The organism is Amycolatopsis sp. NPDC059027 (assembly GCF_042739735.1).
GTDB lineage: Bacteria > Actinomycetota > Actinomycetes > Mycobacteriales > Pseudonocardiaceae > Amycolatopsis.
In genome coordinates this window covers 25,152-49,116 of sequence record NZ_JBHYIK010000054.1, presented here as the reverse complement: position 1 = coordinate 49,116, position 23,965 = coordinate 25,152, and the positions used below count along the sequence as shown (strand labels likewise).

General features: G+C 71.2%; 25 protein-coding genes and 1 pseudogene. 23 read left to right on the top strand and 3 right to left on the bottom strand.

The window, feature by feature from the left end:
- Nucleotides 1-2: 2 nt before the first annotated feature.
- The 13 genes from ACFWY9_RS31510 (at nucleotide 3) to ACFWY9_RS31450 (ending at nucleotide 9,079) form a co-directional block, all read left to right on the top strand.
- A complete protein-coding gene (locus tag ACFWY9_RS31510; RefSeq protein ID WP_378340586.1) occupies nucleotides 3-872 on the top strand; it encodes an NAD(P)-dependent oxidoreductase in 870 nt (289 codons plus the stop codon).
- Entirely contained in the window at nucleotides 869-1,321 is a 453-nt protein-coding gene (locus ACFWY9_RS31505; protein ID WP_378340585.1) for an anthrone oxygenase family protein, read from the top strand. The genes ACFWY9_RS31510 and ACFWY9_RS31505 overlap by 4 nt, the downstream gene beginning before the upstream one ends.
- A 96-nt stretch (nucleotides 1,322-1,417) precedes the next feature.
- Nucleotides 1,418-2,659, top strand: coding sequence for a ketosynthase chain-length factor (locus ACFWY9_RS31500; RefSeq protein WP_378329197.1), 1,242 nt, complete (start codon nucleotides 1,418-1,420; stop codon nucleotides 2,657-2,659).
- Between the two features lie 42 nt (nucleotides 2,660-2,701).
- Nucleotides 2,702-2,962 carry an acyl carrier protein gene (locus ACFWY9_RS31495; protein ID WP_378329196.1) on the top strand — a complete coding sequence of 87 codons (261 nt, stop codon included), beginning with the start codon at nucleotides 2,702-2,704 and terminating at the stop codon, nucleotides 2,960-2,962.
- A gap of 1 nt (nucleotide 2,963) precedes the next feature.
- Entirely contained in the window at nucleotides 2,964-3,422 is a 459-nt protein-coding gene (locus ACFWY9_RS31490; RefSeq protein ID WP_378340584.1) for an SRPBCC family protein, read from the top strand.
- 26 nt (nucleotides 3,423-3,448) lie between these two features.
- Complete coding sequence (locus ACFWY9_RS31485; protein ID WP_378329194.1) at nucleotides 3,449-3,916, top strand: anthrone oxygenase family protein; 468 nt, start codon at nucleotides 3,449-3,451, stop codon at nucleotides 3,914-3,916.
- A 34-nt stretch (nucleotides 3,917-3,950) separates the two neighbouring features.
- Complete coding sequence (locus ACFWY9_RS31480) at nucleotides 3,951-4,703, top strand: SDR family NAD(P)-dependent oxidoreductase (protein ID WP_378329193.1); 753 nt, start codon at nucleotides 3,951-3,953, stop codon at nucleotides 4,701-4,703.
- Nucleotides 4,703-5,050: an antibiotic biosynthesis monooxygenase family protein gene (locus ACFWY9_RS31475; RefSeq protein ID WP_378340583.1), complete on the top strand. Its 348-nt coding sequence runs from the start codon at nucleotides 4,703-4,705 to the stop codon at nucleotides 5,048-5,050. The genes ACFWY9_RS31480 and ACFWY9_RS31475 overlap by 1 nt, the downstream gene beginning before the upstream one ends.
- The gene (locus tag ACFWY9_RS31470; protein ID WP_378329191.1) at nucleotides 5,047-5,361 is read left to right on the top strand and encodes an antibiotic biosynthesis monooxygenase family protein; all 315 of its coding nucleotides are present in this window, start codon (nucleotides 5,047-5,049) and stop codon (nucleotides 5,359-5,361) included. Before ACFWY9_RS31475 ends, ACFWY9_RS31470 begins: the two co-directional genes overlap by 4 nt.
- Nucleotides 5,358-5,579 carry a hypothetical protein gene (locus ACFWY9_RS31465; RefSeq protein ID WP_378340582.1) on the top strand — a complete coding sequence of 74 codons (222 nt, stop codon included), beginning with the start codon at nucleotides 5,358-5,360 and terminating at the stop codon, nucleotides 5,577-5,579. The genes ACFWY9_RS31470 and ACFWY9_RS31465 overlap by 4 nt, the downstream gene beginning before the upstream one ends.
- Nucleotides 5,548-7,254 (top strand): carboxyltransferase subunit alpha, encoded by a 1,707-nt coding sequence (gene accA / locus ACFWY9_RS31460; protein ID WP_378329189.1) that lies wholly within the window; start codon nucleotides 5,548-5,550, stop codon nucleotides 7,252-7,254. Before ACFWY9_RS31465 ends, accA begins: the two co-directional genes overlap by 32 nt.
- A complete protein-coding gene (locus ACFWY9_RS31455) occupies nucleotides 7,251-7,739 on the top strand; it encodes an acetyl-CoA carboxylase biotin carboxyl carrier protein (protein ID WP_378340581.1) in 489 nt (162 codons plus the stop codon). The genes accA and ACFWY9_RS31455 overlap by 4 nt, the downstream gene beginning before the upstream one ends.
- A gap of 5 nt (nucleotides 7,740-7,744) precedes the next feature.
- Entirely contained in the window at nucleotides 7,745-9,079 is a 1,335-nt protein-coding gene (locus ACFWY9_RS31450) for an acetyl/propionyl/methylcrotonyl-CoA carboxylase subunit alpha (RefSeq protein WP_378329225.1), read from the top strand.
- Nucleotides 9,080-9,167: 88 nt separating this feature from the next.
- On the opposite strand, the gene asnB is transcribed toward ACFWY9_RS31450, so the two are convergent.
- On the bottom strand, nucleotides 9,168-11,030 hold the full coding sequence (gene asnB / locus ACFWY9_RS31445) for an asparagine synthase (glutamine-hydrolyzing) (protein WP_378340580.1): 1,863 nt from the start codon (nucleotides 11,028-11,030) through the stop codon (nucleotides 9,168-9,170).
- A gap of 190 nt (nucleotides 11,031-11,220) precedes the next feature.
- On the opposite strand from asnB, the gene ACFWY9_RS31440 reads away from it, so the two are divergent.
- From ACFWY9_RS31440 to ACFWY9_RS31430, 3 genes are all read left to right on the top strand, one after another.
- Nucleotides 11,221-12,405: a cytochrome P450 gene (locus ACFWY9_RS31440; RefSeq protein ID WP_378340579.1), complete on the top strand. Its 1,185-nt coding sequence runs from the start codon at nucleotides 11,221-11,223 to the stop codon at nucleotides 12,403-12,405.
- A gap of 387 nt (nucleotides 12,406-12,792) precedes the next feature.
- Nucleotides 12,793-14,415, top strand: coding sequence for an FAD-dependent oxidoreductase (locus tag ACFWY9_RS31435; protein ID WP_378329185.1), 1,623 nt, complete (start codon nucleotides 12,793-12,795; stop codon nucleotides 14,413-14,415).
- Between the two features lie 147 nt (nucleotides 14,416-14,562).
- A complete protein-coding gene (locus tag ACFWY9_RS31430; protein ID WP_378329184.1) occupies nucleotides 14,563-15,048 on the top strand; it encodes an SRPBCC family protein in 486 nt (161 codons plus the stop codon).
- Between the two features lie 107 nt (nucleotides 15,049-15,155).
- Here ACFWY9_RS31430 and ACFWY9_RS31425 read toward each other — a convergent pair whose 3' ends face one another.
- A complete protein-coding gene (locus ACFWY9_RS31425) occupies nucleotides 15,156-15,824 on the bottom strand; it encodes a TetR/AcrR family transcriptional regulator (RefSeq protein ID WP_378329183.1) in 669 nt (222 codons plus the stop codon).
- A 122-nt stretch (nucleotides 15,825-15,946) separates the two neighbouring features.
- Between ACFWY9_RS31425 and ACFWY9_RS31420 the strand changes: the two genes are divergently transcribed.
- Nucleotides 15,947-19,027: a family 78 glycoside hydrolase catalytic domain gene (locus tag ACFWY9_RS31420; protein WP_378340578.1), complete on the top strand. Its 3,081-nt coding sequence runs from the start codon at nucleotides 15,947-15,949 to the stop codon at nucleotides 19,025-19,027.
- Nucleotides 19,028-19,045: 18 nt separating this feature from the next.
- Here ACFWY9_RS31420 and ACFWY9_RS31415 read toward each other — a convergent pair whose 3' ends face one another.
- Nucleotides 19,046-20,173, bottom strand: coding sequence for a nucleotide disphospho-sugar-binding domain-containing protein (locus ACFWY9_RS31415; protein WP_378340577.1), 1,128 nt, complete (start codon nucleotides 20,171-20,173; stop codon nucleotides 19,046-19,048).
- Between the two features lie 113 nt (nucleotides 20,174-20,286).
- Between ACFWY9_RS31415 and ACFWY9_RS31410 the strand changes: the two genes are divergently transcribed.
- The 6 genes and pseudogenes from ACFWY9_RS31410 to ACFWY9_RS31385 all read left to right on the top strand — a co-directional run bounded on the left by ACFWY9_RS31410 (nucleotide 20,287) and on the right by ACFWY9_RS31385 (nucleotide 23,929).
- On the top strand, nucleotides 20,287-20,970 hold the full coding sequence (locus ACFWY9_RS31410) for an SDR family NAD(P)-dependent oxidoreductase (protein WP_378340576.1): 684 nt from the start codon (nucleotides 20,287-20,289) through the stop codon (nucleotides 20,968-20,970).
- Between the two features lie 90 nt (nucleotides 20,971-21,060).
- Entirely contained in the window at nucleotides 21,061-21,396 is a 336-nt protein-coding gene (locus ACFWY9_RS31405) for a TcmI family type II polyketide cyclase (protein WP_378329179.1), read from the top strand.
- A complete protein-coding gene (locus ACFWY9_RS31400; protein WP_378329178.1) occupies nucleotides 21,393-21,836 on the top strand; it encodes a cupin domain-containing protein in 444 nt (147 codons plus the stop codon). The genes ACFWY9_RS31405 and ACFWY9_RS31400 overlap by 4 nt, the downstream gene beginning before the upstream one ends.
- Nucleotides 21,833-23,086, top strand: a complete 1,254-nt coding sequence (locus ACFWY9_RS31395) for a beta-ketoacyl-[acyl-carrier-protein] synthase family protein (protein ID WP_378329177.1) — start codon at nucleotides 21,833-21,835, stop codon at nucleotides 23,084-23,086. The genes ACFWY9_RS31400 and ACFWY9_RS31395 overlap by 4 nt, the downstream gene beginning before the upstream one ends.
- Before the next feature lie 122 nt (nucleotides 23,087-23,208).
- Nucleotides 23,209-23,580, top strand: coding sequence for a DUF488 domain-containing protein (locus ACFWY9_RS31390; RefSeq protein ID WP_378340575.1), 372 nt, complete (start codon nucleotides 23,209-23,211; stop codon nucleotides 23,578-23,580).
- Nucleotides 23,581-23,669: 89 nt separating this feature from the next.
- A pseudogene (locus ACFWY9_RS31385) lies at nucleotides 23,670-23,929 on the top strand (Prokaryotic metallothionein).
- Nucleotides 23,930-23,965: the final 36 nt, after the last annotated feature.

The window sequence follows — 23,965 nt, the reverse complement described above, 5'->3', positions numbered from 1 at the left end:
AAATGGACGGACGTATCGCGGTGCTGGGGCTGGGACAGATGGGCTCGGGCATGGCTCGCGCCCTGCTCGCGGCCGGTACGCGGATCACCGCCTTCAACCGCAGCGCGGACAAGGCCGCGCCGGTGGCGGCCGCGGGCGCGACGATCGCGGGCTCGGCGGCCGAAGCGGTGGACGGCGCGGACGTGGTCGTGCTCAGCCTCGCCGACGAGGCCGCCGTGACCGAGCTGCTGTTCGGCGAGCTGGACGGCAGGCTGCGTAAAGGCACGACCGTCGTCGACACCTCGACGGTCACCCCCAGCTTCGCCAAGGAAGCGGCGGAACGGCTGGCCGGTGCCGGGATCCGGCGGGTCGAGGCCTGCGTGCTCGGTAATCCGCAGATGGCCGCCGCGGGTCGGTTGCGCGTGTTCGCCGCCGGTGAAGAGTCCGATGTGGACGCTGTGCGGTGGGTGCTCGACGCCCTCGGCCAGGAGGTCCGCTACCTCGGGCCCGCCGGCAGCGCGAGCGTGCTGAAACTGGCGTTCAACCTGATGCTGGGGGTGCAGACGCTCGGACTGGCCGAGGCGGTCGTGTTCGCCGAGGCGATGGGCATCGACCGCGGCCTGCTGCTGGACGCGTTCGAGGGCAGCGGCTGGCGCTCGGCGGTGCTCTCCTTCCGTGGCGAGTTCATGCGGCGGAAGGAGTACCGGCCCGCCGCGTTCCGGGCGGCGTTGATGCACAAGGACCTCGGGCTGGCGCGCCGCGAGTCGGCCGGGCACGGCGTCGAACTGCCCGTTGTCCACTGTGCCGCCGAACGGTACGCGGAGATGCTGGCCGCGGGACTGGGCGACGAGGACGCCGCGGCGGTGGTCGAACTGGGAGACACGCGCCGATGACCAGGGACGTGCTGGCCGTGCTGGCGCTGGTGGGCAGTGGCGTGGTGGCCGGGGTGCTGTTCGCGGTGGCGCTCAGCGTGCTGCCCGCGCTGTTCGCCATGCCGGTGGAGCGGTACGTCTACGCGCACCAATTGCTCGGCAAGCGCTGGGATCCGGCGATGCCGGTCATCGTGCTGTGCTCGACCGCCGTCGACATCGCGCTGGCCGTGCTCGCGGATTCCGGCGCGGCGGCGCTGTTCGCGGTGGCCGCGGCGTTGCTGCTCGCCGTTTCCGTCGTTTCGCATTTCTGCAATGTGCCGATCAACCGGGTGGTGAAATCCCTTGACCCGGAACACATTCCGGACGACTGGTGGGATCCGCGGCCGTTGTGGCGCCGATGGCATTTCCTGCGCACCGTGCTGGCTTTGCTCGCCGCCGTCGTGAACGCCATCGCGGTGGTGTCCGGCTGAGCGATCAAGCGCGCGTTCAGAAGTGTTCCAGTGAGCAGGGACAGGATTGAAGCGTGTCCCGGGAAAGTCCGAACGATAGCTGGGGAAGGTGCGGCGATGGGCCGGTCCGATACGAGTTCCCGCCCGGTGGTGACCGGGATGGGGGTGCTGGCGCCCACCGGAATCGGCTTGGAGGCGCACTGGCAGGCCGTGCTGGACGGGAAATCCGGTATCGGCACGATCACGCGGTTCGATCCCGCGTCCTACCCGGTGCGGCTGGCCGGCCAGGTTCCGGGCTTCTCCGCGGGTGACCACCTGCCGGAGCGACTGCAGAAACAGACCGACCACTGGACCCATCTCGGCCTGGCCGCGACCGGCGCGGCACTGGAGGACGCCGGGGTACGCACCGGCGAACTCGACGAGTACGAGATGGCCGTGGTCACCGCGAGTTCCTCCGGGGGCACCGAGTTCGGCCAGCACGAGATGGAACGGCTGTACCTGAAGGGACCCGCCTGGGTCGGTGCCTACCAGTCGATCGCGTGGTTCTACGCCGCCAGCACCGGGCAGATCTCCATCCGGCACGGGATGCGCGGATCGTGCGGGGTGGTGTGCGCCGAGCAGGCGGGCGGGCTGGAAGCGCTCGGCCAGGCCCGCAGGCTGCTGCGCTCCGGCTCGCGGCTGGTGGTCAGCGGCGGTACCGACGGGTCGCTGTGCCCGTACGGTCTCGTCGCGCAGATGGCCAACGGCAGACTGTCCACAGTGGCCAATCCGCACCGCGCCTATCTCCCGTTCGACGCCGACGCGTCCGGTTACCTGCCGGGCGAGGGCGGCGCGATCCTGATCGTGGAGAGCGCCGCAGGGGCGGCCGACCGGGGTGCCGGGCCGGGCTACGGGACGATCGCGGGCCACGCCGCCGGGTTCGACCCACCGCCGGGTTCGGCGCGGCCACCGGCGTTGCGCGCCACCATCGAGCGCGCACTGGCCGACGCCGGGATCCTGCCGTCCGATGTGGACGTCGTGTTCGCCGACGCGGCAGGGGTTCCGGAGGACGACCTGGCCGAGGCGCGGGCGATCGCCGAGGTCTTCGGCCCACGGGCGGTTCCGGTCACCGCGCCGAAAGCGCTCACCGGACGGCTCTACGGCGGTGGCGCGGCGCTGGACGTGGCGACCGCGTTGCTGGCCATTCGCGACGGCGTCATCCCGCACACGGCGGGGACCACGCGCCCGCGCGCGGACTACGAGATCGACCTGGTGCTCCAGGAACCGAGGGAGGCACGGGTGCGGCACGCGCTGGTGCTCGCCCGCGGCTACGGCGGTTTCTGCGGTGCGCTCGTTCTCGCCCGCCCCGAGCCGGCTTGAGCCGGCCGACCCGACCACGACGACCGGCGAAGGGAACCTGTGATGAATCAGTTCACTGTGGACGATCTGAAGGAGATCCTGCGCAGCAGCGCGGGGGACACCGAGGAAGCGGATCTGGACGGCGACATCGGCGGGGTGTCGTTCGACGAGCTGGGGTACGACTCGCTGGCACTGCTGGAGGTGTGCCGGCAGGTGGAGACCCGCTACGGCGTCGAGCTGTCGGGCGACGCCGTGGCCGAGATGCCGACGCCTGCCGAGGCCGTCGAGTACATCAACGACGTTCTGGCGAAGGCGAGGATCTGACATGGCGGGGCACACCGACAACGAGATCGTGATCGACGCGCCGATGCGGCTGGTGTGGGACATGACCAACGACATCCCGTCGTGGCCCCGGCTGTTCAGCGAGTACTCCGAGGCGACCGTACTGTCCGAAAAGGACGGGACGATCCGCTTCCGGCTCGCGCTGCACCCCGACGAGAACGGCAAGGTGTGGAGCTGGGTTTCGGCGCGGACCCCGGACCAGGCCACCCACACCGTTCGTTCGCAGCGGGTGGAAACCGGCCCGTTCAAGTACATGTGGATCTTCTGGGAGTACCTGCAGACCGACGAGGGCGTGCGGATGCGCTGGGTGCAGGACTTCGAGATGAAGCCGGAAGCACCGGTCGGCGACGCGGCGATGCAGGAGCGGCTCGACCGCAACACCCCGGTCCAGATGCGCCTGATCAAAGCCAAGGTGGAGGCCGCGGCCCGCGGTCGCGCCTGAGTACCGCCGGTGACGGGAGGTGTGCCGTGTTCACGATCGTCGTCCCCCTCGTGCTGCTCGCCAACGGGCTGGCGGCCGGCGTGCTGGTGGGTACCTGGCTCGGTGGCTGGCCGCTGCTGGCGGACCTGCCGCCGGACCGCTACGTGCACGCGCACGCGTTCTTCGCCACCCGCTACGACCCGTTCATGCCAGGGTGCCTGCTCGTCGCGACCGCGGGCGACGTGGTGCTCGGCGTGCTCACCGGCACCGCGGCCGCTCGCCTGGCCTACCTCGGTGCGGCGGCGCTGTGCGCGGTCACCATCGCGATTTCCCTGGCGAAGAACGTGCCGGTGAACAAGTGGGTCCGCTCGCTGGACCCGGACCGGCTGCCCGCGAACTTCGCCGAACTGGACCCGCGCCCGCGCTGGGGGGCGTGGAACCGGGTCCGCACCGCACTGTCCACATCGGCCTTTCTGCTCAACTGCGCCGCGCTGCCGCTCGTACTGGCGCGGTGACCGCGTCCGGAAGCCGGAGAACACGGAGGATCACATGGCAATCGACCTGACCGGAAAGAAGGCGCTGGTGACCGGCGGCACCCGCGGTGTCGGGCGCGGCATCGCGCTGGCGCTGGCGCGCAGCGGCGCCGACGTGCTCACCTGCTACCGGCAGGACGGCGAGGCGGTCCAGTCCCTGGAGCGCGCGCTGAAGGAGACCGGCGGACGGCATCACGTGCTGCGCGCGGATCTGGCCGAGCCGGACCAGATCCGGACGCTGCTCGCCGAATGCGAGTCCCGGTTCGGCGGGCTGGACCTCGTGGTCAACAACGCCGCGGTGATCAGCCACGTCCCCTACGGCGAACTGTCGCTGGAGGAGTGGCAGCGGGTGCTGGCCACCAACCTCACCGCGGTCCACCTGGTCATCCAGCACGCGCTGCCGCTGCTCGGCGAGGGCGGTTCGGTGGTCAGCATCAGCTCGAAGTCGGTCGAGGTGGGCATTCCGCTGCGCGCCCACTACACCGCGACGAAGTCGGCGCTGCACGGGCTGACCCGGTCGCTGGCCAGGGAGTACGGCCGCAAGGGCATCCGGTTCAACGTGCTGTCGCTGGGCATGATCCACACCGAGGCGCTGGACGCGATGCCCGAGGAGCGGCGGGCGACGATGCTGGAGCAGTACAACAGCAAGATCGCGCTGGGCCGGTTCGGGACGCCGGACGAGGTGTCCGGCGCCGTGCTGTGGCTGGCCAGCGAGCACTCCCGGTACGTCACCGGCGGCGTCATCCCGGTGGACGGGGGGATCTCCTGATGTCGGATGCGACGTTCCGGGTGATGCTGCGCATGGAGATCAAGCCCGGCGTGGAGGCGGAGTTCGAGCGGGTGTGGTCGGAGATCGGCGACGCGGTCACCACGCATCCGGCGAACCGCGGCCAGTGGCTGGCCCATAGCGCGGAGGAAGGCGTCTACTACATCGTCAGCGACTGGGTGGACGAGCCGCGGTTCCGCGAGTTCGAGACCAGCGAGCGGCATCTGACCCATCGGCAGAAGCTGCACCCCTACCGGTCCGGCGGCTCGATGACGACGATGCGGATCGTCGCGCATCTGACCGCCGAGACCACCGGTGCCACGCACGAGGAATGGGAGAAGCGCCGGTGAGCGAGGAAGTACGGGTGCTGCTGTATCACCGGGCCGAGGACGCCGAGGGAATCGAAAGCGCTTACCACGCCGCGAGCGCGCGCCTGGCCGGGGTGCCCGGCCTCACCGGGAACGAGCTGCTCCGGTCGGTCACCGACACCGGCGAGTTCGTGGTGGTCAGCTCGTGGCGCGATTTCGCCGCGTTCCAGGAGTGGGAGCGGGGCGAGGCGCACCGGGACCAGACCGCCCCGCTGCGCCCGTACCGCGATGTGGAAAGCGGCAGGCCCTTCGGGGTCTACCAGGTGCTCGCGTCCTACCAGGTGCCCCGATGAGCGACGAGACCCCGGCGGAGCGGGCGGGCGGGAACGCCCGCGGCGAGCGGCTGCGCACGGGACTGCGGTGGGTCCGCGATGTCCTGGCGGCGACGGGGCTCGGTTTCGGCCAGCACGTCGGCGGCGGGCCGATGACCTGGCCGATCCCGACCTATCCGAAGAGTCCCAAGGAGGGGAGCGACCGGAATGACGCCGACGTCGAACGGCCGCGCGACTGACCGGACCGGGGAGCGGAACTGGCTGATCTGCGACGGCTGCCGGATCGTGTTGTACCGCAAGCGGTTCGAGCGGCTCGGCAAGGTGTGCTACGAGTGCGGCCGGCACTTCCGGCTGACGGCGCTCGAGCGGCTCGAACTGCTGCTGGACCCCGGTTCCGGGAAACTCGTCGAGCCGGAACCGGCGGTGACCGACCCGCTCGCGTTCGCCGATCTGGTGCCGTACGCGGAGCGGCTGGCGGAAGCCGGCCGGGCGACCGGACTGCCCGACGCGGTGGTGGTGGGCAGGGGCGCGGTACACGGCAGGGACGTGGTGGTCGCCGTGATGGACTTCCGGTTCCTGGGCGGCAGCCTCGGCGCCGCCGCGGGCGCGGCGATCACGACGGCGGCGGAAACCGCGCTGGCGCACCGGCTCCCGTTGCTCCTGGTCACCGCGTCCGGCGGGGCGCGGATGCAGGAGGGTGTGCTGTCCCTGATGCAGATGGCCAAGACCGCCGCGGCGATGGCCGCGCTGGACGAAGCCGGGCTGCTGACCGTCACGCTGGTCACGGATCCGACGTTCGGCGGGGTGGCGGCGTCGTTCGCCACCCTGTCCGACGTGATCATCGCCGAACCAGGGGCGCGAATGGGTTTCGCCGGTCCCCGCGTGATCGAACAGACCCTGCGGCAGCGTCTGCCGGACGGGTTCCAGTCGGCGGAGTTCCTGCTGCGGCACGGACTCGTCGACGACGTCTGCGGCAGGGCCGCGCTGCCGGGAACGCTGGCCCAGCTGCTGGCGGTGACGCACTCGCCGGGCGACGGCTGGGGCGCCGGGGTGACCGACCCCGTGCTCCGCGACCCGGCCGAGCTGGACCGGCGACCGGTGAGCCAGGTGCTCCGGCTGGCCCGGCACCGGGACCGGCCGACCACGATGGACATCGTCACGAACTGGTTCGACGGGTTCGTCCCGTTGCGCGGCGATCGGATGCGGGCCGACTGCCCGGCCATCGTCGGCGGTGTGGCCACTGTGGACGGTCTGCCGATGATGCTGATCGGGCACCAGAAAGGCCACACCACCGAGGAACTGGTGCGCACCGAGTTCGGCATGCCGTCCCCGGCGGGGTACCGGAAGGCGGCCCGGCTGATGCGCATGGCCGCCAAACTGGGGATCCCGGTGGTCTCGCTGGTCGACACCCCCGGCGCGCATCCCGGCGTGGAAGCCGAGCGGAACGGCCAGGCCGGCGCGATCGCCGAGTGCCTGCGGGTGGCCAGTGGCCTGCCGGTTCCCGTGGTCACCGTGATCATCGGCGAGGGCGGCAGTGGCGGGGCGCTCGCGCTGGGGATGGCCGACCGGGTACTGCTGTGCGAAAACGCGACGTACTCGGTGATCAGCCCGGAGGGCTGCGCCGCGATCCTGTGGCGCGATCCCGAGGCGGCGACGACAGCGGCGACGGCGTTGCGGATCGACGCGCGGTCGCTGCTGTCCGCCGGGCTCGTCGACGGGGTGATCCCGGAGCCACCCGGCGGCGCGCACCGCGATCCGCCCGGCGCCGGTGCCCGCGTGCGGGACGCACTGGTGTGCGCGGTGCGGGAGCTGCGCGGCAGGCCCGGCGCCGAGCTGGTGGCCGCCCGCCGCGCCAGGTTCCGCCGGTTCGGGACGGTGGACGTCAGTACGAACGGCCGGATGGAGGCTCAGTGAACGAGGCACGGGAAAGCACCGCGGACGACGACGATCCGGGCGCGGTGGCGGTGCGGCACACGATGGAGGTGCTGAACCGCAGTCTCGCCGACACGCTGCGCGCAGCCTCGCGCCCGCCGGCACGGGCCCGCGTCGCCTATGGCCCGGCGAGTATCGAGGTGGAATGGCCGGTGTCCACTGTGGACGGTGTCGTGCCCGTGGCGCCCGCCCCCGCCGAGCCGGAACCGGACGAGGGCCTGGTGGCCGTCACGGCGCCGCTGGTGGGCACGTTCTACCACGCCCCGGAACCCGGCGCCGAGCCGTTCGTGGCCGTCGGCGCCGAGGTGGCGGCGGGGCAGCAGGTGGGCATCGTGGAGGCGATGAAGCTGATGAACCCGGTCGTGGCGGCGACGCCGGGCCGGGTGGCCCGCGTGGTGGCGGCTGACAACGAGCCGGTGGAGTACGGCCAGCCGCTGATCCTGCTGACGCCCCTGGCGGAAGGATGAACGCCGTGTTCGGCAAGGTGCTCGTGGCCAACCGCGGCGAGATCGCCCTCCGGATCATCCGGACCTGCCGGGAACTGGGCATCCGCACGGTGGCGGTGTACTCGACCGCGGATGAGGACTCCGCGGCGGTGCGGGCCGCCGACGAGGCCGTGCGGATCGGCCCCGGCCCGGCCAAGTCGAGCTACCTCTACCCGCCGGCGATCATCGAGGCGGCGCTGCGCACCGGGGCGCAGGCGGTGCATCCCGGGTACGGGTTTCTCTCCGAGGACCCGGATTTCGCCGAGATCTGTGTCCAGAATGGACTCGTCTTCATCGGCCCCCGGCCCGAGGTGCTGGCCCGGCTCGGCGACAAGGTCGGCGCCCGCGAGATCATGCGCCGGGCGGGCCTGCCGGTGGTCCCCGGCTCGGAGCGGGCGGTGAGCACGGCGGCCGAGGTACAGGCGACCGCGAAACGGATCGGCCTGCCGGTGATCGTCAAGGCCGCGATGGGCGGCGGTGGCAAGGGAATGGCGGTGGTGCGGCGCTGGGAGGACCTGCTGCCGGTCTTCCGCACCACACGGGCGACCGCGCGTTCGGCGTTCGGCGACGACCGGGTGTACCTGGAACGGTTCTGGGAGTCCGCCCGGCATGTCGAGGTGCAGGTGCTCGCCGACGAGCACGGCAACGTCGTGCACCTCGGCGAGCGGGACTGTTCCGTCCAGCGGCGGCACCAGAAACTGGTGGAGGAGTCGCCCGCTCCGGGGCTGCCCCCCGCGCTGCGTGCCTGGCTGCTCGACGCCACGGTCCAGGCGGCGGCCGCGGTCGGCTACACCGGCGCGGGCACCTTCGAGTTCCTGGTGAACGGGGACGAGGCCGCGTTCATCGAGGTGAACTGCCGGATCCAGGTGGAGCACCCGGTGACCGAGGCGGTGACGGGCATCGACCTCGTCGCCGAACAGCTGCGGGTGGCGGCCGGGCTGCCGCTCACGGTGAGCCAGGACAGCGTGCGCCCGAAGGGGGTGGCCGTGGAATGCCGGATCAACGCGGAGGACCCGGACCACGACTTCCGGCCGTGTCCCGGTGAGCTCACCGAGTTCGTCGCGCCGGGTGGCCCGTTCGTCCGCGTGGACACGCACGCCCATCCCGGCTGGCGGATCTCGCCGTACTACGATTCGTTGCTGGCCAAGGTGATCGTGTGGGCGCCCGACCGGGCCGCGGCACTCGCCAGGATGGGCCGCGCGCTGGAGGAGCTGCGGATCGCCGGGCCGGGTGTCCGGACGAACCGGAAGCTGCTCATGGACCTGTTGTCCGATCCCGACTTCCGGGCCGGTACGCACGACACGTCGTTGCTGCGGGCGTAAGGGGTCGTCCGGCGACGAAGCGGTTGGTCTTGGGGAAAATGGTTCAAGCCCGCGCGGGATCGCGCGGGCTTGAACCATCGGACCGTCCTCAGAGGACGAGTTCGACCTCGTAGTCACGCAGCCAGAGATCGAGCTGCAGCACCAGTTCGATGTTCATCCGGCTGTGCCAGCTGGACGCCTCCGCCGAGGTGTCGCCCGCCGCGTTCCGGGCACTGTCGGCGTCGATGAGCTTCAGTACCGGGGAATCGGCGTCGGCCAGCAGCCCGGACAGCGCGCTCTGCAACGCGCGGGTGTACGTCGGGTCCTGCGTCACCGGCCACGGGCTCTTGGGCCGCCACAACACGTCCCGCGGGAGCCGGTCGGCCACCGCGGACCGGAGGATGCTCTTTTCCCTGCCGTCGAACGACTTCATCGACCACGGCACGTTGTACAGGTACTCCACCAGGCGGTGGTCGCAGAACGGGACACGGACCTCCAGGCCCGACGCCATGCCGAGCCGGTCGTTCCGGTCCAGGAGCATGGGCAGCCAGTAGGTCATGTGCTGGAAGCACACGTCGCGCATCAGGTACTCCCTGGCGTCCTCGCCTTCCTGGTGCGGAGCCAGCGCGCGCGCCTCCTCGTGGATTTCGGCGTAGTGGCCGGTCATGTCGATGTTTTCCAGGATGCCGCGGTCGAACAGGTCGCGCCCCAGCCCCGCCGTCCGGGAGCCGTCGTGCAGGACTTCCCTGGCGACCCAAGGAAATGTTCCGCTTTCCACGAATTCCGGCTGATGCATCCACACGTAGCCGCCGAAGATCTCGTCCGCGCCCTCACCGACCAGTGCGACGGTCGAATCCCGGCGCACCTGGCGGAAGGTGTGGTAGAGCGAGGCGTCCATGTCCCCGTAAGGCGTCGGCATGTCCTGTGCGCGCACGGTCCGCACCCGGGTGGCACCGTCGGCGAGGTCGGCGGTCCGCAGGACGATCTCCGCGTGGTCGGTCGCGTACGCGCGCGCCACCTGCGCGGCGAACGGGACGTCCGGCGCTCCGCGCGTGTCGTCCGGCCGGAAGTTCTCGCTGTAGCCGTCGAAGGTGGTGGTGACGGTGCGCAGCGGCGGCCCGTTCAGTTCGTTCAGCATGCCCGCCGCGAACGCGGTGATCGTGCTCGAGTCGAGGCCACCGGACAGCGTGGTGCACAACGGGACGTCGGAGACGAGTTCGCCGCGGACGATGTCGTTCAGCATGTCGCGCACCGTCTGGATCGTCGTCGGCAGGTCGTCGGTGTGCCGCGTGGCCCGCAGCGTCCAGTACGCCCTTTCCCGGAGCCCGCGGCGGTCCAGCACCGCGATGTGGCCGGGGCGGAGTTCCCGCATGTCCCGGAAAACCGCGCGCCCCGGCGCTTTCGCGGTGGACAGCAGCTCGCAGAGCCCATCGCGGTCGACCACCGGGCGGACGAGCGGGTTCGCCAGCAGCGACTTGGGTTCGGAGCCGAACACGACACCGCCGGGAACCGGGGCGTAGAACAGCGGCTTCACGCCCATCCGATCGCGGGCGAGCAGCAGGGTTTCCCTTCGCTGGTCCCAGATCGCGAACGCGAACATGCCGACGAAGTGCCGCGCGCAGTTCTCGCCCCATTCGAGATACGCGTGCAGGATCACCTCGGTGTCGCTGTGCGTGCGGAAGGCGTGCCCGGCGCGCCGGAGTTCTTCGCGCAGCTGGGCGAAGTTGTACACCTCGCCGGAGTAGGTGATCGAGGCGAGCACCCCGGTCCCGTCCTCGACCACCATCGGCTGGTTGCCGTTGGCGAGGTCGATGACCGAGGTCCTGGTGTGCCCGAACGCGACGTGCTCGCGGACCCAGGTACCGCTGTCGTCCGGGCCGCGGTTCCCGAGCGTCCGGGTCATGGCCGCCACGATCGGCCGCTCAGTGGTCAGATCGCGGGAGAAATCCACCCAGCCGGTGATGCCGCACACACACGCCTCCCTGTCCCGAAAACCCCGGGCGAGCTCACGTCGCCGATGGCCGAATCGTGGGCGGCGGTGCTCGATTCGACCTCGACGACGCGCGCAGCCACGTCGCTTCCGGTCGTGTCGAGGCGGGTTCGAGACCATCGGACGACCGTGGGCGTTGTCCGCTGTCCGCTCGACGAACAGGACGAGAGTCATGGATCTGGGTGACCGGCACCGGAGCGAGCAGGACGCGACGTCACGTCTCGACGCGCTTTTCGAGCGGTACCGCGACTATCGGGAGTTCCGGCGTGCCCGGCCGGTGACCCGTGGCGAGGACGGCTGCTGGCATGTGTACCGCTACGCCGACGTCAGGCGCGTCGTCAGCGACCACGAGGTCTTCTCCGCGCGGGTTCCCTTCGGCGACAACATGCTGGGGGAGACCATGATGCGGCAGGATCCGCCCGAGCACCGTCGGCTGCGGGTGCTGGCCAACCACGCGTTCACCACGCGCCGGATCGCCCAGCTCGAATCGACCGTCGCCACGTTCGCCGGCGCCCAGCTCCGGCGGGTCGCCGGCGACGGCGCGCTCGACGTGATCAGCACCCTCGCCGCGCCGTTGCCGATCATGGTCATCGCCGGGATCCTCGGTGTCGAACCGCACCGGCACGCCGACTTCAAACGCTGGTCGGAAACCTTCATGTCGCGCGGCAGGTGGGAGGACGAGGCCGAAGCCGCCCGGCTGCTGGCGGAAATGCGCGAATACGTCATGGCCACCATCGAACGCAGGCGGCGATCGCCGGGGGACGAGCTGATCGACGCGCTGATCCGGGCCGAAGTGGACGGTCAGGCGCTGACCCAGCGGGAGCTGGTCGCGTTCTGCTACCTGCTCCTCGTCGCCGGGAACGAGACCACGGCCAACCTCCTCGGCAACACCGTGATCTGCCTGGCGAAGCACCCCGGGGTGCTCGCCGAGCTGCGCGCCGACCGAGCACTGCTTCCCGCGGTGGTCAACGAGGTCAACCGCTACCTGTCCCCGGTGCAGATCCTGGTCCGCATCACCAAGGAGCCGGTGCGGCTGAGCGGTGTCACGATCCCGGCTGGTGAGCGGGTCTACGCCTACCTCGGCTCCGCGAACCGGGACGAGGAGCAGTTCGCCGCACCGGACGAGTTCCGCCTCGGACGCCGGGAATCACACGTCGGGTTCGGCCACGGTGTGCACTTCTGCCTCGGCGCTCCACTGGGCAGGCTGGTCACCGGGGTCGCGGTGAACGCGCTGCTGGACCGGTTGCCGGGGGAGTGGGCGGTGGCGGACGAGCCGCTCCCGCCCGTTCCGGCGTTCTTCCTCTGCGGTGTCACGCGGTTGCCGATTCGCTCGGTGCCGGAGCGCGCCCGCGGGTGACGGTTCCCCGTGAACGGTGCCCTTCGCGGGGTGCCGCGGTGCCGGTAAGGCCACCTTGCAGGCGTCCGACGCCCTCAAGGTGGCCTTACCGGCATATGAGTCCTTTGTGGACGCATCGCCCGACGTCGCGAACGCTCCGTTACCGACCATGAGCGTCTCGAACGGAGCGTTCGAGACAGCCAAGACCGCAGGGAACGAGGAGCCCTCGCGTGAGCGCCGCGTGAATTACTCAAGTAAATGGTTGACACAGCCGTTCGGATGGGTGATTATGGTGACCAAGGGTCGGGACAGGCGTGTGAAGACGACGGAGCTTCGCCGCGTGGCGCTGCCAGAGGTCCGGCCTGTCGACGTTTTTCCGGGCATGCGAGGAAAGGGCAGAGCACCACAATGACTCGAACGGACGACCAGAAGACCCCCGTGCTGATCGTGGGGGGTGGGGTCACGGGCCTGTCCACGGCGTTGTTCCTCGCGCGGCAAGGGATGCGGCCGATCTTGGTCGAGCGTCACCCGACCGAGTCGATCATGCCCAAGGCGCGGGCGTTCAACCCGCGCACCGGCGAGATCTACCGCGGGTACGGCCTGACCGAGGACATCCTCGCCCGGAAGTCCTATCTGGCGGACTTCCCGGAGATGATCGGCGCGGACACCCTGGCCGGGGACGAGCGATTCCGGATGGACCTGGGCGCTCACGTCGGGCCCCCGCCCGGGCTCAGCCCCGCGGACTGGGCGGCGATCGACCAGGACGAGATGGAGCGGCTGCTGCACGCCCGCGCCGTGGAGGCCGGCGCCGATGTCCGCTTCAACACGGAGATGATCTCCCTCGATTCCCGCACCGACGGCGTTTCGGTGGTGGCTCGTGAGCTGGGCAGCGGCACGGAGTACCGGATCGACGCGGAGTACCTGGTGGCCGCGGACGGGCACCGCGCGGGGATCCGCGCCAGGCTCGGCATCGACGCCGACCAGGTCCTGCCGCCGGGGCGGGGCGCGTACATCATCTTCGAGGCGGACCTGACCGAGGCGATGCGGGGCCGCCGGTTCATCCTGGCCTACCTCAACCAGCCCGCGCCAGGCACCGCGCTGGTGCCCGTCGCGGAGAACCGGTGGACGATCGGCTTCGCCTACGCTCCCGGCATCGGGGAGAGCCCCGAGGACTTCACCGAGGAGCACTGCATCGAGCTGGCCCGGCGGGCGATCGGCGAGCCGCAGGTGGAGATCACCCTGCTCCCGCCCATCCCCGGGCGGCCGGAGAAGGTCGCGCACACCTCGGCGGGCAGCGGGGCCGTGGTGGCGCGCCGGTTCCGTGAGGGCAGGGTCTTCCTCCTCGGCGACGCCGCGCACGTGGTGCCGCCGTCGGGTTCCTACGGTGCCAGCACCGGCATCGCCGACGCGCACAACCTCGCCTGGAAACTCACCGCCGTCCTCAACGGCCAGGCAGGGCCCGGGCTGCTCGACACCTACGAGCTCGAACGCCTGCCCGTCGCGCGGACCACGCTCGACCACGCGGTGAACCTGCTGCAGGTGCGCGGAACCGGCACCGTCGAGGACAACGAGGGCATCGACGATGTCACGATGATCTTCGGCTACCGCTACGTCTCTCCGGCCGTGCACACCGAAGAGCCCGCGCCGGAGAAGCTCACGCAGGATCCCCGGGTTCCCACCGGCGAGCCCGGGCTGCGCGCCCCGCACGTCTGGCTGGAACGTGCCGGGGAGCGGTTCTCCACCACCGATCTCTGCACCGGGTTCTGGTCCCTGCTCGTCGGGCCGGACGGCGACGGCTGGGAGGACGCGGCCAAGGCCGTCGGCACCGAGCTCGGCGTCGATCTGCGGATCTACCGTCTCGGCGCCGAACTGCGGGACCCGGAGAACAAGCTGCTGACCTCCTTCGGCCTCGAGGGCACCGGCGCCAGCCTCGTCCGTCCGGACGGGTTCGTCGCCTGGCGCAGCGCCACCCAGCCCGCCGACGTCCAGTCGCGGCTGCAGCAGAAACTGACCGGCCTGCTCGCCCGATAGCGGCGCGCCGGAACCGGTCGAAGACAAGCAAGCCGAGCGCGCCCCGCGAACCCCCAGCGGGATCCGGGGCGCCTCGGCGCGCGGCGGCCCAGCGGTCCGAACCGCTGGGCGCCGAACTGGACCAACTCATCGACAAGGAGAAAACCCATGGCAGAAACGAACGCGGACCCGACACAGGTGACATTGCCGTCCGACGACCAGATCCTGGTCACCCGGGAGTTCGACGCTCCCCGGCAGCTGGTGTACCGGGCGTGGACCGAGCCGGAACTGGTCAAGCGCTGGTGGTGCGGTCACTACGGCACCGTGACCGTGGCCGAGATCGACCCGGTGGCCGGTGGCCGGTGGCGGTACGTCATCGCCGTTCCGGAGAGCGGAGAGGCCGGCTTCCACGGCGAGTACCGCGAGATCGTGCCCGGCGAACGGATCGTCACCACCGAGGTCCCGGAAGCGGCCGACGCCGTCACGCGGCTGACCACGATCACGTTCACCGAGGCCGATGGCCGCACCACCCTGACCTACCACGTGTCGGCGGGGAACCGGGAAGAGCGCGACGCGATCATCGCGTCCGGGCTGGAGATCGGCCTGCGGGAACAGCTGGAGGTGCTCGAAAAGGTCATCGCGGAGCTGCGCTGACCCCGCGGAAACACGGCAGGGCGCGCGGTTCCGTCCCGGGAATTGCGGGACGGGTGCTGGTTCGGATTTCCGGGTGGCCGCGTAATCGGACGAGTTCCGCCGGAAAGTCACCGGTCCGCGGAGTCGCCCGCGGGCTTTTCCGGTGGAGCCTCGTCGAGGCCGAGCAGCCGCGAGACGAGTGCGATCTGGTCGGCGTAGTGGTGCAGGAATTCGGCCGAGCGCGCGCCGACGTCGTAGAGCCCCTCGATCACCTGAGGCAGCATGGTGGGGCCCATCGCGGCGGCCATCATCATCACGACAAGGCAGGCCGGGTCCACTTCGGACGAAACCTTGCCCTCGGCCTGGAGGGCGCGGATCGCGTCGACCTCCCGCCGCAGGCGCTCGGAACGCTGGGCGCGGTCGGGATCGTCTCCGGAACCCTGGTACTCCAGGCCGCTCCAGGCGAACTGCCGTACGCCGTCCGGGTTGTGCAGGGCCTGCAGGACGTACCGGCGGGCCGCCTCACTGGGCGGGGTGCCCGGCGGCACCAGTTCCCGTTCGTAGCTCCACCAGCTTTCCGCGACCGCCTGGTAGAGGCCTTGCTTGCCATCGAAGTAGTACGAGATGAGCTGCTGGTTGACACCGGCACGGGAAGCGATGGCGGCGACCCGCGCCCCCGCGTAGCCGTTCGCGGCGAACTCGGTGGTCGCCGCCGCCAGGATACGTTGCCGGGTGCGCTCCGAATCGCGCTGCCGCTGCTCCGGGGCGGGCGAGCGATGCGGCTTCGACGGAGGCATGCGGATATTGTATCTCCGTCTGACACAGACAAATAGTTAACTGCGTCAATCAGGCGATTTCCGGAAATGTGCCGGGATCGTCGAGCACCACTGTCGTGGATCGGCTCGACTGGGGGTTACACATGGGCGAAGTACGTCGCAGAACGGCATTGGGCGGGGTCGGTGGCGCGGTGGTGCTGGCCGCCACGACACGGCCGGCGTGGGCGGATCCGCGGGACGGGCCCGGCCCGCTGCGGGCGGAGCGGCTGACCACCGAGCATCTGGTGAACCCGCTCGGCATCGACGAGACCGCGCCGCGCTTCGGCTGGCAGCTCATCGGAGACGGCACCGGCCGTGCCCAGAGCGCGTACCAGCTGGCGGTGGCGGGCACGCCGGAACTGCTGGCCGCGGGCACGCCGGATGTGTGGGATTCCGGCAAGGTGGGCTCGGCCGGACAGTCCGCGATCCGTTACACCGGGCCGGGCCTGCGCTCGGCCACCCGATACCACTGGGCGGTGCGGGTCTGGGACGAGCACGGGCAGGCCGGGCCGTGGAGCGACCCCGCCTGGTTCGAGACCGCCCTGCTGTCCGAACGGGACTGGGACGGCACGGCCTGGATCGGCAGCGGGGTGGAACTGACCGCGGCGGTGCGGGTCGGTTCGCAGCCCACGGCCTTCGACCTGGTGGCGCTGAATCCCGGGCACACCCTCGGGCAGGACTTCGACTCCACCGGCCCGCTGACCGCGCTGGGCGTCCCGCTGGTCGCCACCGGCGCGGCACCTGCCGGCTGCACCCTCACGCTCCGAGGGCACGACCCGTCCGGCCCGGTGCTCGCCCAGCGGACGCTGACCGGTCTCACCGGCGAGTCTCAGCAGCGGCTGGAATTCACCGAACCGTTGGCACCAGGGCGGTTCTACCTCGAGCTGGCCGAACCGCGGGGCCAGGTGAGCTGGCGGTGCGACGCCACCGACACCTACCCTGGCGGCTCGGCCTACGCGGACGGCGTCGCGGTCACCGGTGACCGGCTGGTGGTCGGCATCCCGCCCGATCCGCCCGCGAACCCGTTGCTGCGCACCGAGTTCGACCTCCCCGCCCCGGTGGCCTCCGCCCGCCTCTACCTCGCGGGCCTCGGCTACGCGGTGGCCTGGGCCAATGGCAGCCGGGTGGCCGACTTCGAGCTCTCTCCCTTGTGGACGGACTACGGCAGCCGCGTCTTCTACACCACCCACGATGTCACGGCGCTGCTGTCCAAGGGCCGCAACGCGCTCGGGATCGCGCTCGGCCGCGGGTTCTTCGCCAGCCGGATCCCGGACGCCAAGGGCCGCGACGTGGCACCGTGGACGGCCGAACCGCGGCTGCGTGCCCGGCTGGACGTGACGCTGGCCGACGGCACCCGCCGCACCTTCGGCTCCGGCGCGGATTGGCGCCTCACCGAGGGGCCGGCCACCTACGAAGGCGTTTACGCGGGGGAGTCCTACGACGCCCGGCGCGCGCGGCGGCTCGACGGCTGGTCCTCGCCCGGGTTCCCGGCCGAGGGCTGGCGTGCCCCGGCCGTGGTCGCCGGTCCCGGCGGGAAGCTGCGCGCGTTCGCCGGGGAACACATCCGCGTGGGTGCGCCCGTCGAGGCGGCCGGGGTGCACACCCCGGTCCCGGGCGTGCGGGTCTTCGACTTCGGCGTGATGCTGGCGGGCTGGGCCCGGCTTCGGGCGAAGCTGCCCGCGGGCACCACGGTGCGCCTGCGCTACGGCGAGAAACTCGGCCCGGACGGCCGGATTCCCGTTGGCGTGCCAGGCGGTTTCGACAACCCGTCCCTGGTGGGGCGTTTCCAGGTCGACGAGTACACCGCCGCGGGGCTCGCCGAGGAGACCTGGCAGCCGTCGGGCACGTTCAAGGGATTCCAGTACGTCGAAGTCACCGGAACCACCGAACCGCTTGAACTGGTCGCGATGAACGTGGGCAGCGATCTGCCGGACACCATGGACCTCCGGCTGGAGCACCCCGAGTTGCAGTGGCTGGCCGACGCTTTCGCCCGTACCGCCCGCAACAACCTTCGCGGCCTGCCGACCGATTCGCCCGCCTACAGCAAGCTGGGCTGGACCGGCGACACCCGGTTCGCCAGCCAGTCCATGCTCTACCGCTTCGGTATGGCGGGCCTGTTCGGCAAATGGCTCGAGGATCTGCGGCTGGGCCAGGCGCCGAGCGGGGAGATCCCGATCCTCGCGCCGCTCGGCGCCACCCCGAACGGTGGCTCCCCGTCGCCCACCTGGACCGGGGTCTACCCGCAGCTGGTCCGCCAGTACTGGCTGATCTACGGCGACCGCACCGTGCCCGAACGGCACTTCGACGCCGTCCGCCGCTATCTCGGCTGGCTGACCGGCTTGCTGCACAACGGAATCTCGGACGAGTCGCTCGGCGACTGGTTGCCGCCCGGGCTCCTCTTCCCGCCGGAGGGCGGGCAGCTGGTCGGTACCGCGTACGTGGTCATGGCGTTGCGCGACGGTGCCGCGCTGGCCGAATTGGTCGGCCACCCGGACCTCGCCCGTACCTGGCTGGAGACGGCGGAACAGGTGACCCGCCGGTTCAACGAGCAGTTCTACGACGCCGCCGCGGGCGTGTACCGCACCAGCACGACGACCGCGTACCGGCAGACCAGCAACGCGGTGCCGCTCGCCTTCGGCCTGGTACCCGCGGACCGCGTCAAGCCGGTGGTGGCGGGTCTCGTGTCCGATGTGGAGGGTAAGGGGAGGCATCTCGACACCGGGTGCGTCGGCGCGCTCGCCCTGCCGTTCGCGTTGTCCGACAACGGCCGCGCCGATCTCGCCCACGCCGTGCTCGAACAGCGCGACCACCCGTCCTACGGGTACCTGCGTTCGCTCGGCGCGACCACGCTGTGGGAGGGCTGGGAAGAGACCGCCCGCTCACGGGATCACTTCATGCACTCCGGCCCGGTGCAGTGGCTGGTGGAACGGGTACTCGGGCTGGAGGTGCTGCGGCCTGGCTGGCAGCGGTTCCGGGTGGCGCCCCGCGCGTTCGGCACGATGGCGCGGGCCTCGATCGGCCTCGACACCGTGCGCGGCCGGATCGACGTGGCCTGGCGGCAGGAGGCCGGAACGGCCACAGTGGACATCGGGATCCCGGTGAACGCCACGGCCGAGGTGATCCTGCCCCGGGCACGCTACGAGCTGGGGTCCGGACGGTACCGGTTCACCACGCCGGTGGGGTGATCGCGGTACCGGCGGTGGTCAACCGCACAGGGCCACGAGTTCGGCGACGACATCGGCGGGGGAGGGTTGCGCGTGCATCTCCTCGCGCACCTCTAGCGCGGCCTCGCGTTCCGGCGAGGCCGCGACCAGCCGTTCGACGTGCTTCCGGATCGTGGCCGGGCTCAGCTCGTCCAGGCCGAGCACCACTCCCGCGCCGCGCGCCGCGACCCCGCCGGCGTGCCCGGCGTGATCGGGCAGCTGCGGCACGAGCAGTGCCGGCAGGCCGTGGTCGAGCGCGGTGAGGATGCTGGCCGCGCCCCCGTGTCCCACCAGAAGGTCGCATGTGGACAGAACCGGCCACAGTGGAGCGTCGAGCAGGATTCGCGTACCGGTGGGCAATGGGCCGGGCAAATCCCGCTGTGCGGCCGAAATCGCCAGTACCACCTCGACGTCCGACCCGGCGAGTGCCTCGGCGATCCGGCCCGCGAGGAACCGGGGAGCCGCCACCTTGGCGATGGTGTGCCCCCAGCTCACGCAGACCCGGGGCCGCTTCCCGCGCGCGGTCAGGGAGACGGACCCGTTCGCGGGCGTGAAGCGCATCGGAAGACGACGGTAGTCCGTCGGCGGCTGGAGGCTGGCGGGCACGGGGTCCACGGTGGCGACGCCGAACGGGTCGAATGCGTCCGCGCCGAGCCGATCGGCCAACGGCGCCAGCGCCGACGGCAGCGCGTCCCGGAATCGCCACATCAGGTCGACGCCGTAGAGGTGGCGCACGGCGGGCACGCCCGCGGCCGCGGCCGCGAGCGGTCCGGCCAGCGCGGTCTGGTCGTACACCACCAGATCGGCTCGCCACTCCCGGATCAGCCGGACGAGGTCCCCTGCCATCGACTCCGCGTGCGCCAGCAACATCCGCGTCGCCCGCGGTTTCCCGCCCGCCGGCGGCCGTCCGGCACCCGGCAGGGGCAGCAGGTACTCACCGACCATGCCCACCGTGTCGACCTCGGTGCCGACGGCCGCGGCGGGCAGCCCGGCCCGCCGGATGTCCTCCCGCAGACCGGGCTGGCCGGCGACCAGCACGTCGTGGCCGGCGGCACGGCAGGCCCGGGCGAGCGGCACCAGCGCGGACAGGTGCGTGGGCCAGGACCAGCAGGTGAACAGGACACGCATCGGGCACCTCCGCCTTCCTCGACCCGCCACGCTGCCGTGCCGTCCTGGAAGCCCTCTGGAGCCACCGGCTAGCCCCGAGCGCGGATCGAGACCGGTGGGTGATCGTGCGACCCATGTCAGAACCACGTACTGCCCTGATCACCGGCGCCAACCGAGGGCTGGGCCACGCGGTCGCCGCCGAACTGCACCGCCGCGGCCTGCGGGTGGTGGTGACCGCGCGGGACGCGGACGCGGCGGCGGAGGCGGCCGCGCGGATCGGTCCCGGGGTCCGTTCCCATCCGCTGGACGTGACCGACGCCGGCAGTGCCGGGCGGGCCGCGAACCGGCTCGGGCCGGTCGACGTGCTGGTGTGCAACGCCGGCGTACTGCTCGACGCCGGGCAGGAACCGCTGTCGGTGCCGCTGGAACTCGTCGAGCGGACCCTGGCGGTGAACCTGCTCGGCGGGTGGCGCACGGCGCAGGCGTTCGTGCCGGGCATGGTGCGCCGGGGCTGGGGCCGGGTCGTCTTCGTCTCCAGCGGCACCGGGTCGTTCAGCGTGGGGCTGTGGAGCGAGGCACCGGGGTATTCGGTGTCCAAGGTCGCCGTCAACGGCCTCACCACCATGTTGGCCGCGCGGACCAAGGGCACCGGGGTGCTGGTGAACGCCGTCAATCCCGGGCGGACCCGGACCCGGATGATGCCCACCGCGCAGCGCGGACCGGCGGAGGCGGCGGTGGAGATCGCCGACGCCGCGACGCTCCCGGACGACGGCCCGACCGGGGTTTTCCTTCGTGGCGGCGAAATCGCCGGATGGTAGCCGGGTTGGGCCGGTTCGAGAGCCGTTCCACCGCGTGCGCCGAGGATGAACGCAACGCACTGACAAGTCCCGTCCGCAGGAGGTCCCACCGTGCACCGGACCCTGATCGTCGCCAAGCTGAGGAACCCCGACACCGGCCCTATCGCGGAGGTGTTCGCCGAATCCGACGCGTCCGAACTCCCGCACATGGTGGGGGTGTCGCGGCGAACCCTGTTCAGCTTCCACGACCTGTACTTCCACCTCGTCGAGGCCGACGAGGACATCACCCCGAACCTGTACAAGGCGCGCAGCCACCCGCTCTACGCCGACATCAACACCCGGCTGGCCGGCCTGGTCGCCCCCTACGACCCGAACTGGCGGGAACCGAAGGACGCGATGGCCGCGCCGTTCTACGTCTGGACGGCCGACGAAGGGAGGATCCGGTGAGCGACGCTCCCGTGCCGGACAAGGTCAACGTCGAGCAGGCGGTGCCCAACCGCCGCCGCGGCGGCGACATCCGGGTCACGCTCAGCCCCAAGACGGCCGGCTCCACCTCCGGCTTCGGCGGCACCTTGTTCCTCGAGGCCGGAGAGTTCGTCTCCGAGCACTACCACCCTTTCTCGGAGGAGTTCCTGCACGTGATCGCCGGCGAGCTCGAGATGAGCCTCGACTCCCGGCCGGTGCGGCTCGGCCCCGGTGATTCGCTGCTGGTCCCGATCGGGGTACGGCACCGGCTGGTCAACGTCGGCACGACGGCCGCGCGGGCGGTCTTCCACCTGTCGCCGCTCGCGCCCCGTCCCGAACTCGGCCATGTCGACACCGAACAGCCGCCGCGGCCCGAGCAGCCGGGCCCGCGGGTCGGCCCGCACCAGGCGGACGCTCGATGACCAGAACCGTTGCCGTCACCGGAATCGGTGTGGTGGCACCCGGTGGTGTCGGGCGCGAGGCGTTCTGGCAGCTGCTGACCGAAGGACGCACCGCCACGCGGCGGATCACCCTGTTCGACCCCACCGAGTTCCGTTCGCAGATCGCCGCCGAGGTGGACTTCGACCCGAAGGCCGCCGGGTTGTCCGCGCAACAGATCCGCCGGATGGACCGGGCCGCGCAGTTCGCCGTGGTCAGTGCCAGGGAGGCCGTCGCGGACAGCGGTCTCGACCTGTCCGCCGTCGCGCCGGACCGGATCGGCGTGGCGGTCGGCAGCGCCGTGGGCTGCACGATGGGCCTGGAAGAGGAATACGCGGTACTCGCCGACGAGGGGCGCCGATGGCTGGTGGACCACACCTGCTCGGTCCCGCATCTCTACGGCTACATGGTGCCCAGCACGCTGGCGGCGGAGGTCGCCTGGGAGGTGGCGGCGGAGGGCCCGACCACCCTGATCTCCACCGGCTGCACGTCCGGGCTGGACGCGATCGGGCACGGGGTCGCGCTGATCGAGGAGGGATCGGCCGACGTGGTGCTGGCAGGGGCGACCGACGCGCCGCTGTCGCCGATCACCTCCGCCTGCTTCGACGCCATCCGGGCGACCTCGCCGAACAACGGCGATCCCGAGCACGCCTCCCGGCCGTTCGACGCGCGCCGCGACGGGTTCGTGCTCGGTGAGGGCTCCGCGGTCCTGGTGCTCGAGGACGCCGAGGCCGCTCGTCGGCGCGGAGCGCGGATCTACGCCCATATCGTCGGATTCGCCAGCCGCAGCAACGCCTTCCACATGACCGGGCTGAAACCGGACGGGCGGGAGATGGCCGAAGCGATCCGGGTCGCGCTGGACAGGGCCGGCCGTGCTCCGTCCGATGTGGACTACATCAACGCGCACGGCTCGGGGACCAAGCAGAACGACCGGCACGAGACCGCGGCGTTCAAACGCAGCCTCGGGAACCGTGCCTACGAGGTACCGGTCAGCTCGATCAAGTCCATGATCGGGCACTCGCTCGGCGCGATCGGTTCCCTCGAGGCCGCCGCATGCGCGCTGGCGCTGGACCGCCAGGTGGTCCCGCCCACGGCCAACCTGCACCACCGGGATCCCGAATGCGATCTGGACTACGTGCCCCGCACCGCGCGTGACCACCGGATGGACCTCGTGCTGAGCGTGGGCAGCGGGTTCGGCGGCTTCCAGAGCGCCATGCTCTTCACCAGGGCATGACCGGCGGGCCACGGATTCTTTCCACAGTGGACGGATTCCTCCACAAAGGACGCCGTCGGCCGGCCTGGACCTCCCGCGCCCGGGCGAGGACACTCGGCCTGGGTGGGAAGGGGGCGTGTGCCGTGAGCACGCAGATCACCGTTCGGAGGATCTACGACCGCCCGTCGCGGTCCGACGGGCTCCGGGTGCTGGTGGACCGGGTTTGGCCGCGCGGGGTTCGCAAGGAGGACGCGCGGCTGGACGAGTGGTTGCGCGATGTCGCCCCGTCGGCGGAGTTGCGCCGCTGGTACGGGCACGACCCGGGCCGGTTCCCCGAATTCCGCCGCCGGTACCTCGCCGAGCTGGGGAAGCCGCCGCACAGGGAGGCCGCACAGCACCTGCGCTCGATCGCCGGGGAGCACGACCTGACCCTGCTGACCGCGACCCGCGATGTCGAGCACAGCCAGGCGGCCGTGCTCGCACAGTGGCTGGACGCCCGCTGCTCCGAGGAGTGACCGCCGTTCTCCCGAGTTGCCGGGCGAGCGCGCGGGGCGCAGGCTCGGAAGAGCGAAGATCGGGAAACAGCGAAGGAGGTGCGGCGTCCATGGCGGTCTGCGACGTGTGCGGGAACGACTACCGGATGGCCTTCGAGGTTCGTACGGTCGGTGGTGCGACCCACACATTCGACAGCTTCGAGTGCGCGATCACGAAACTGGCGCCGGTGTGCGAGCACTGCGGGTGCCGGATCCTCGGTCACGGGGCCGAGGTGGCGGGCCGGTTCTACTGCTGTGCCCACTGTGCGCGCCCGCCGACGCCGGTCTGGGCTCCCAGGTCCGTGACGCGGTCGGTGCCCATTCCGGCTGACACCGGCCCGACGTCCGGCCAGACGGCGCCGGAGGA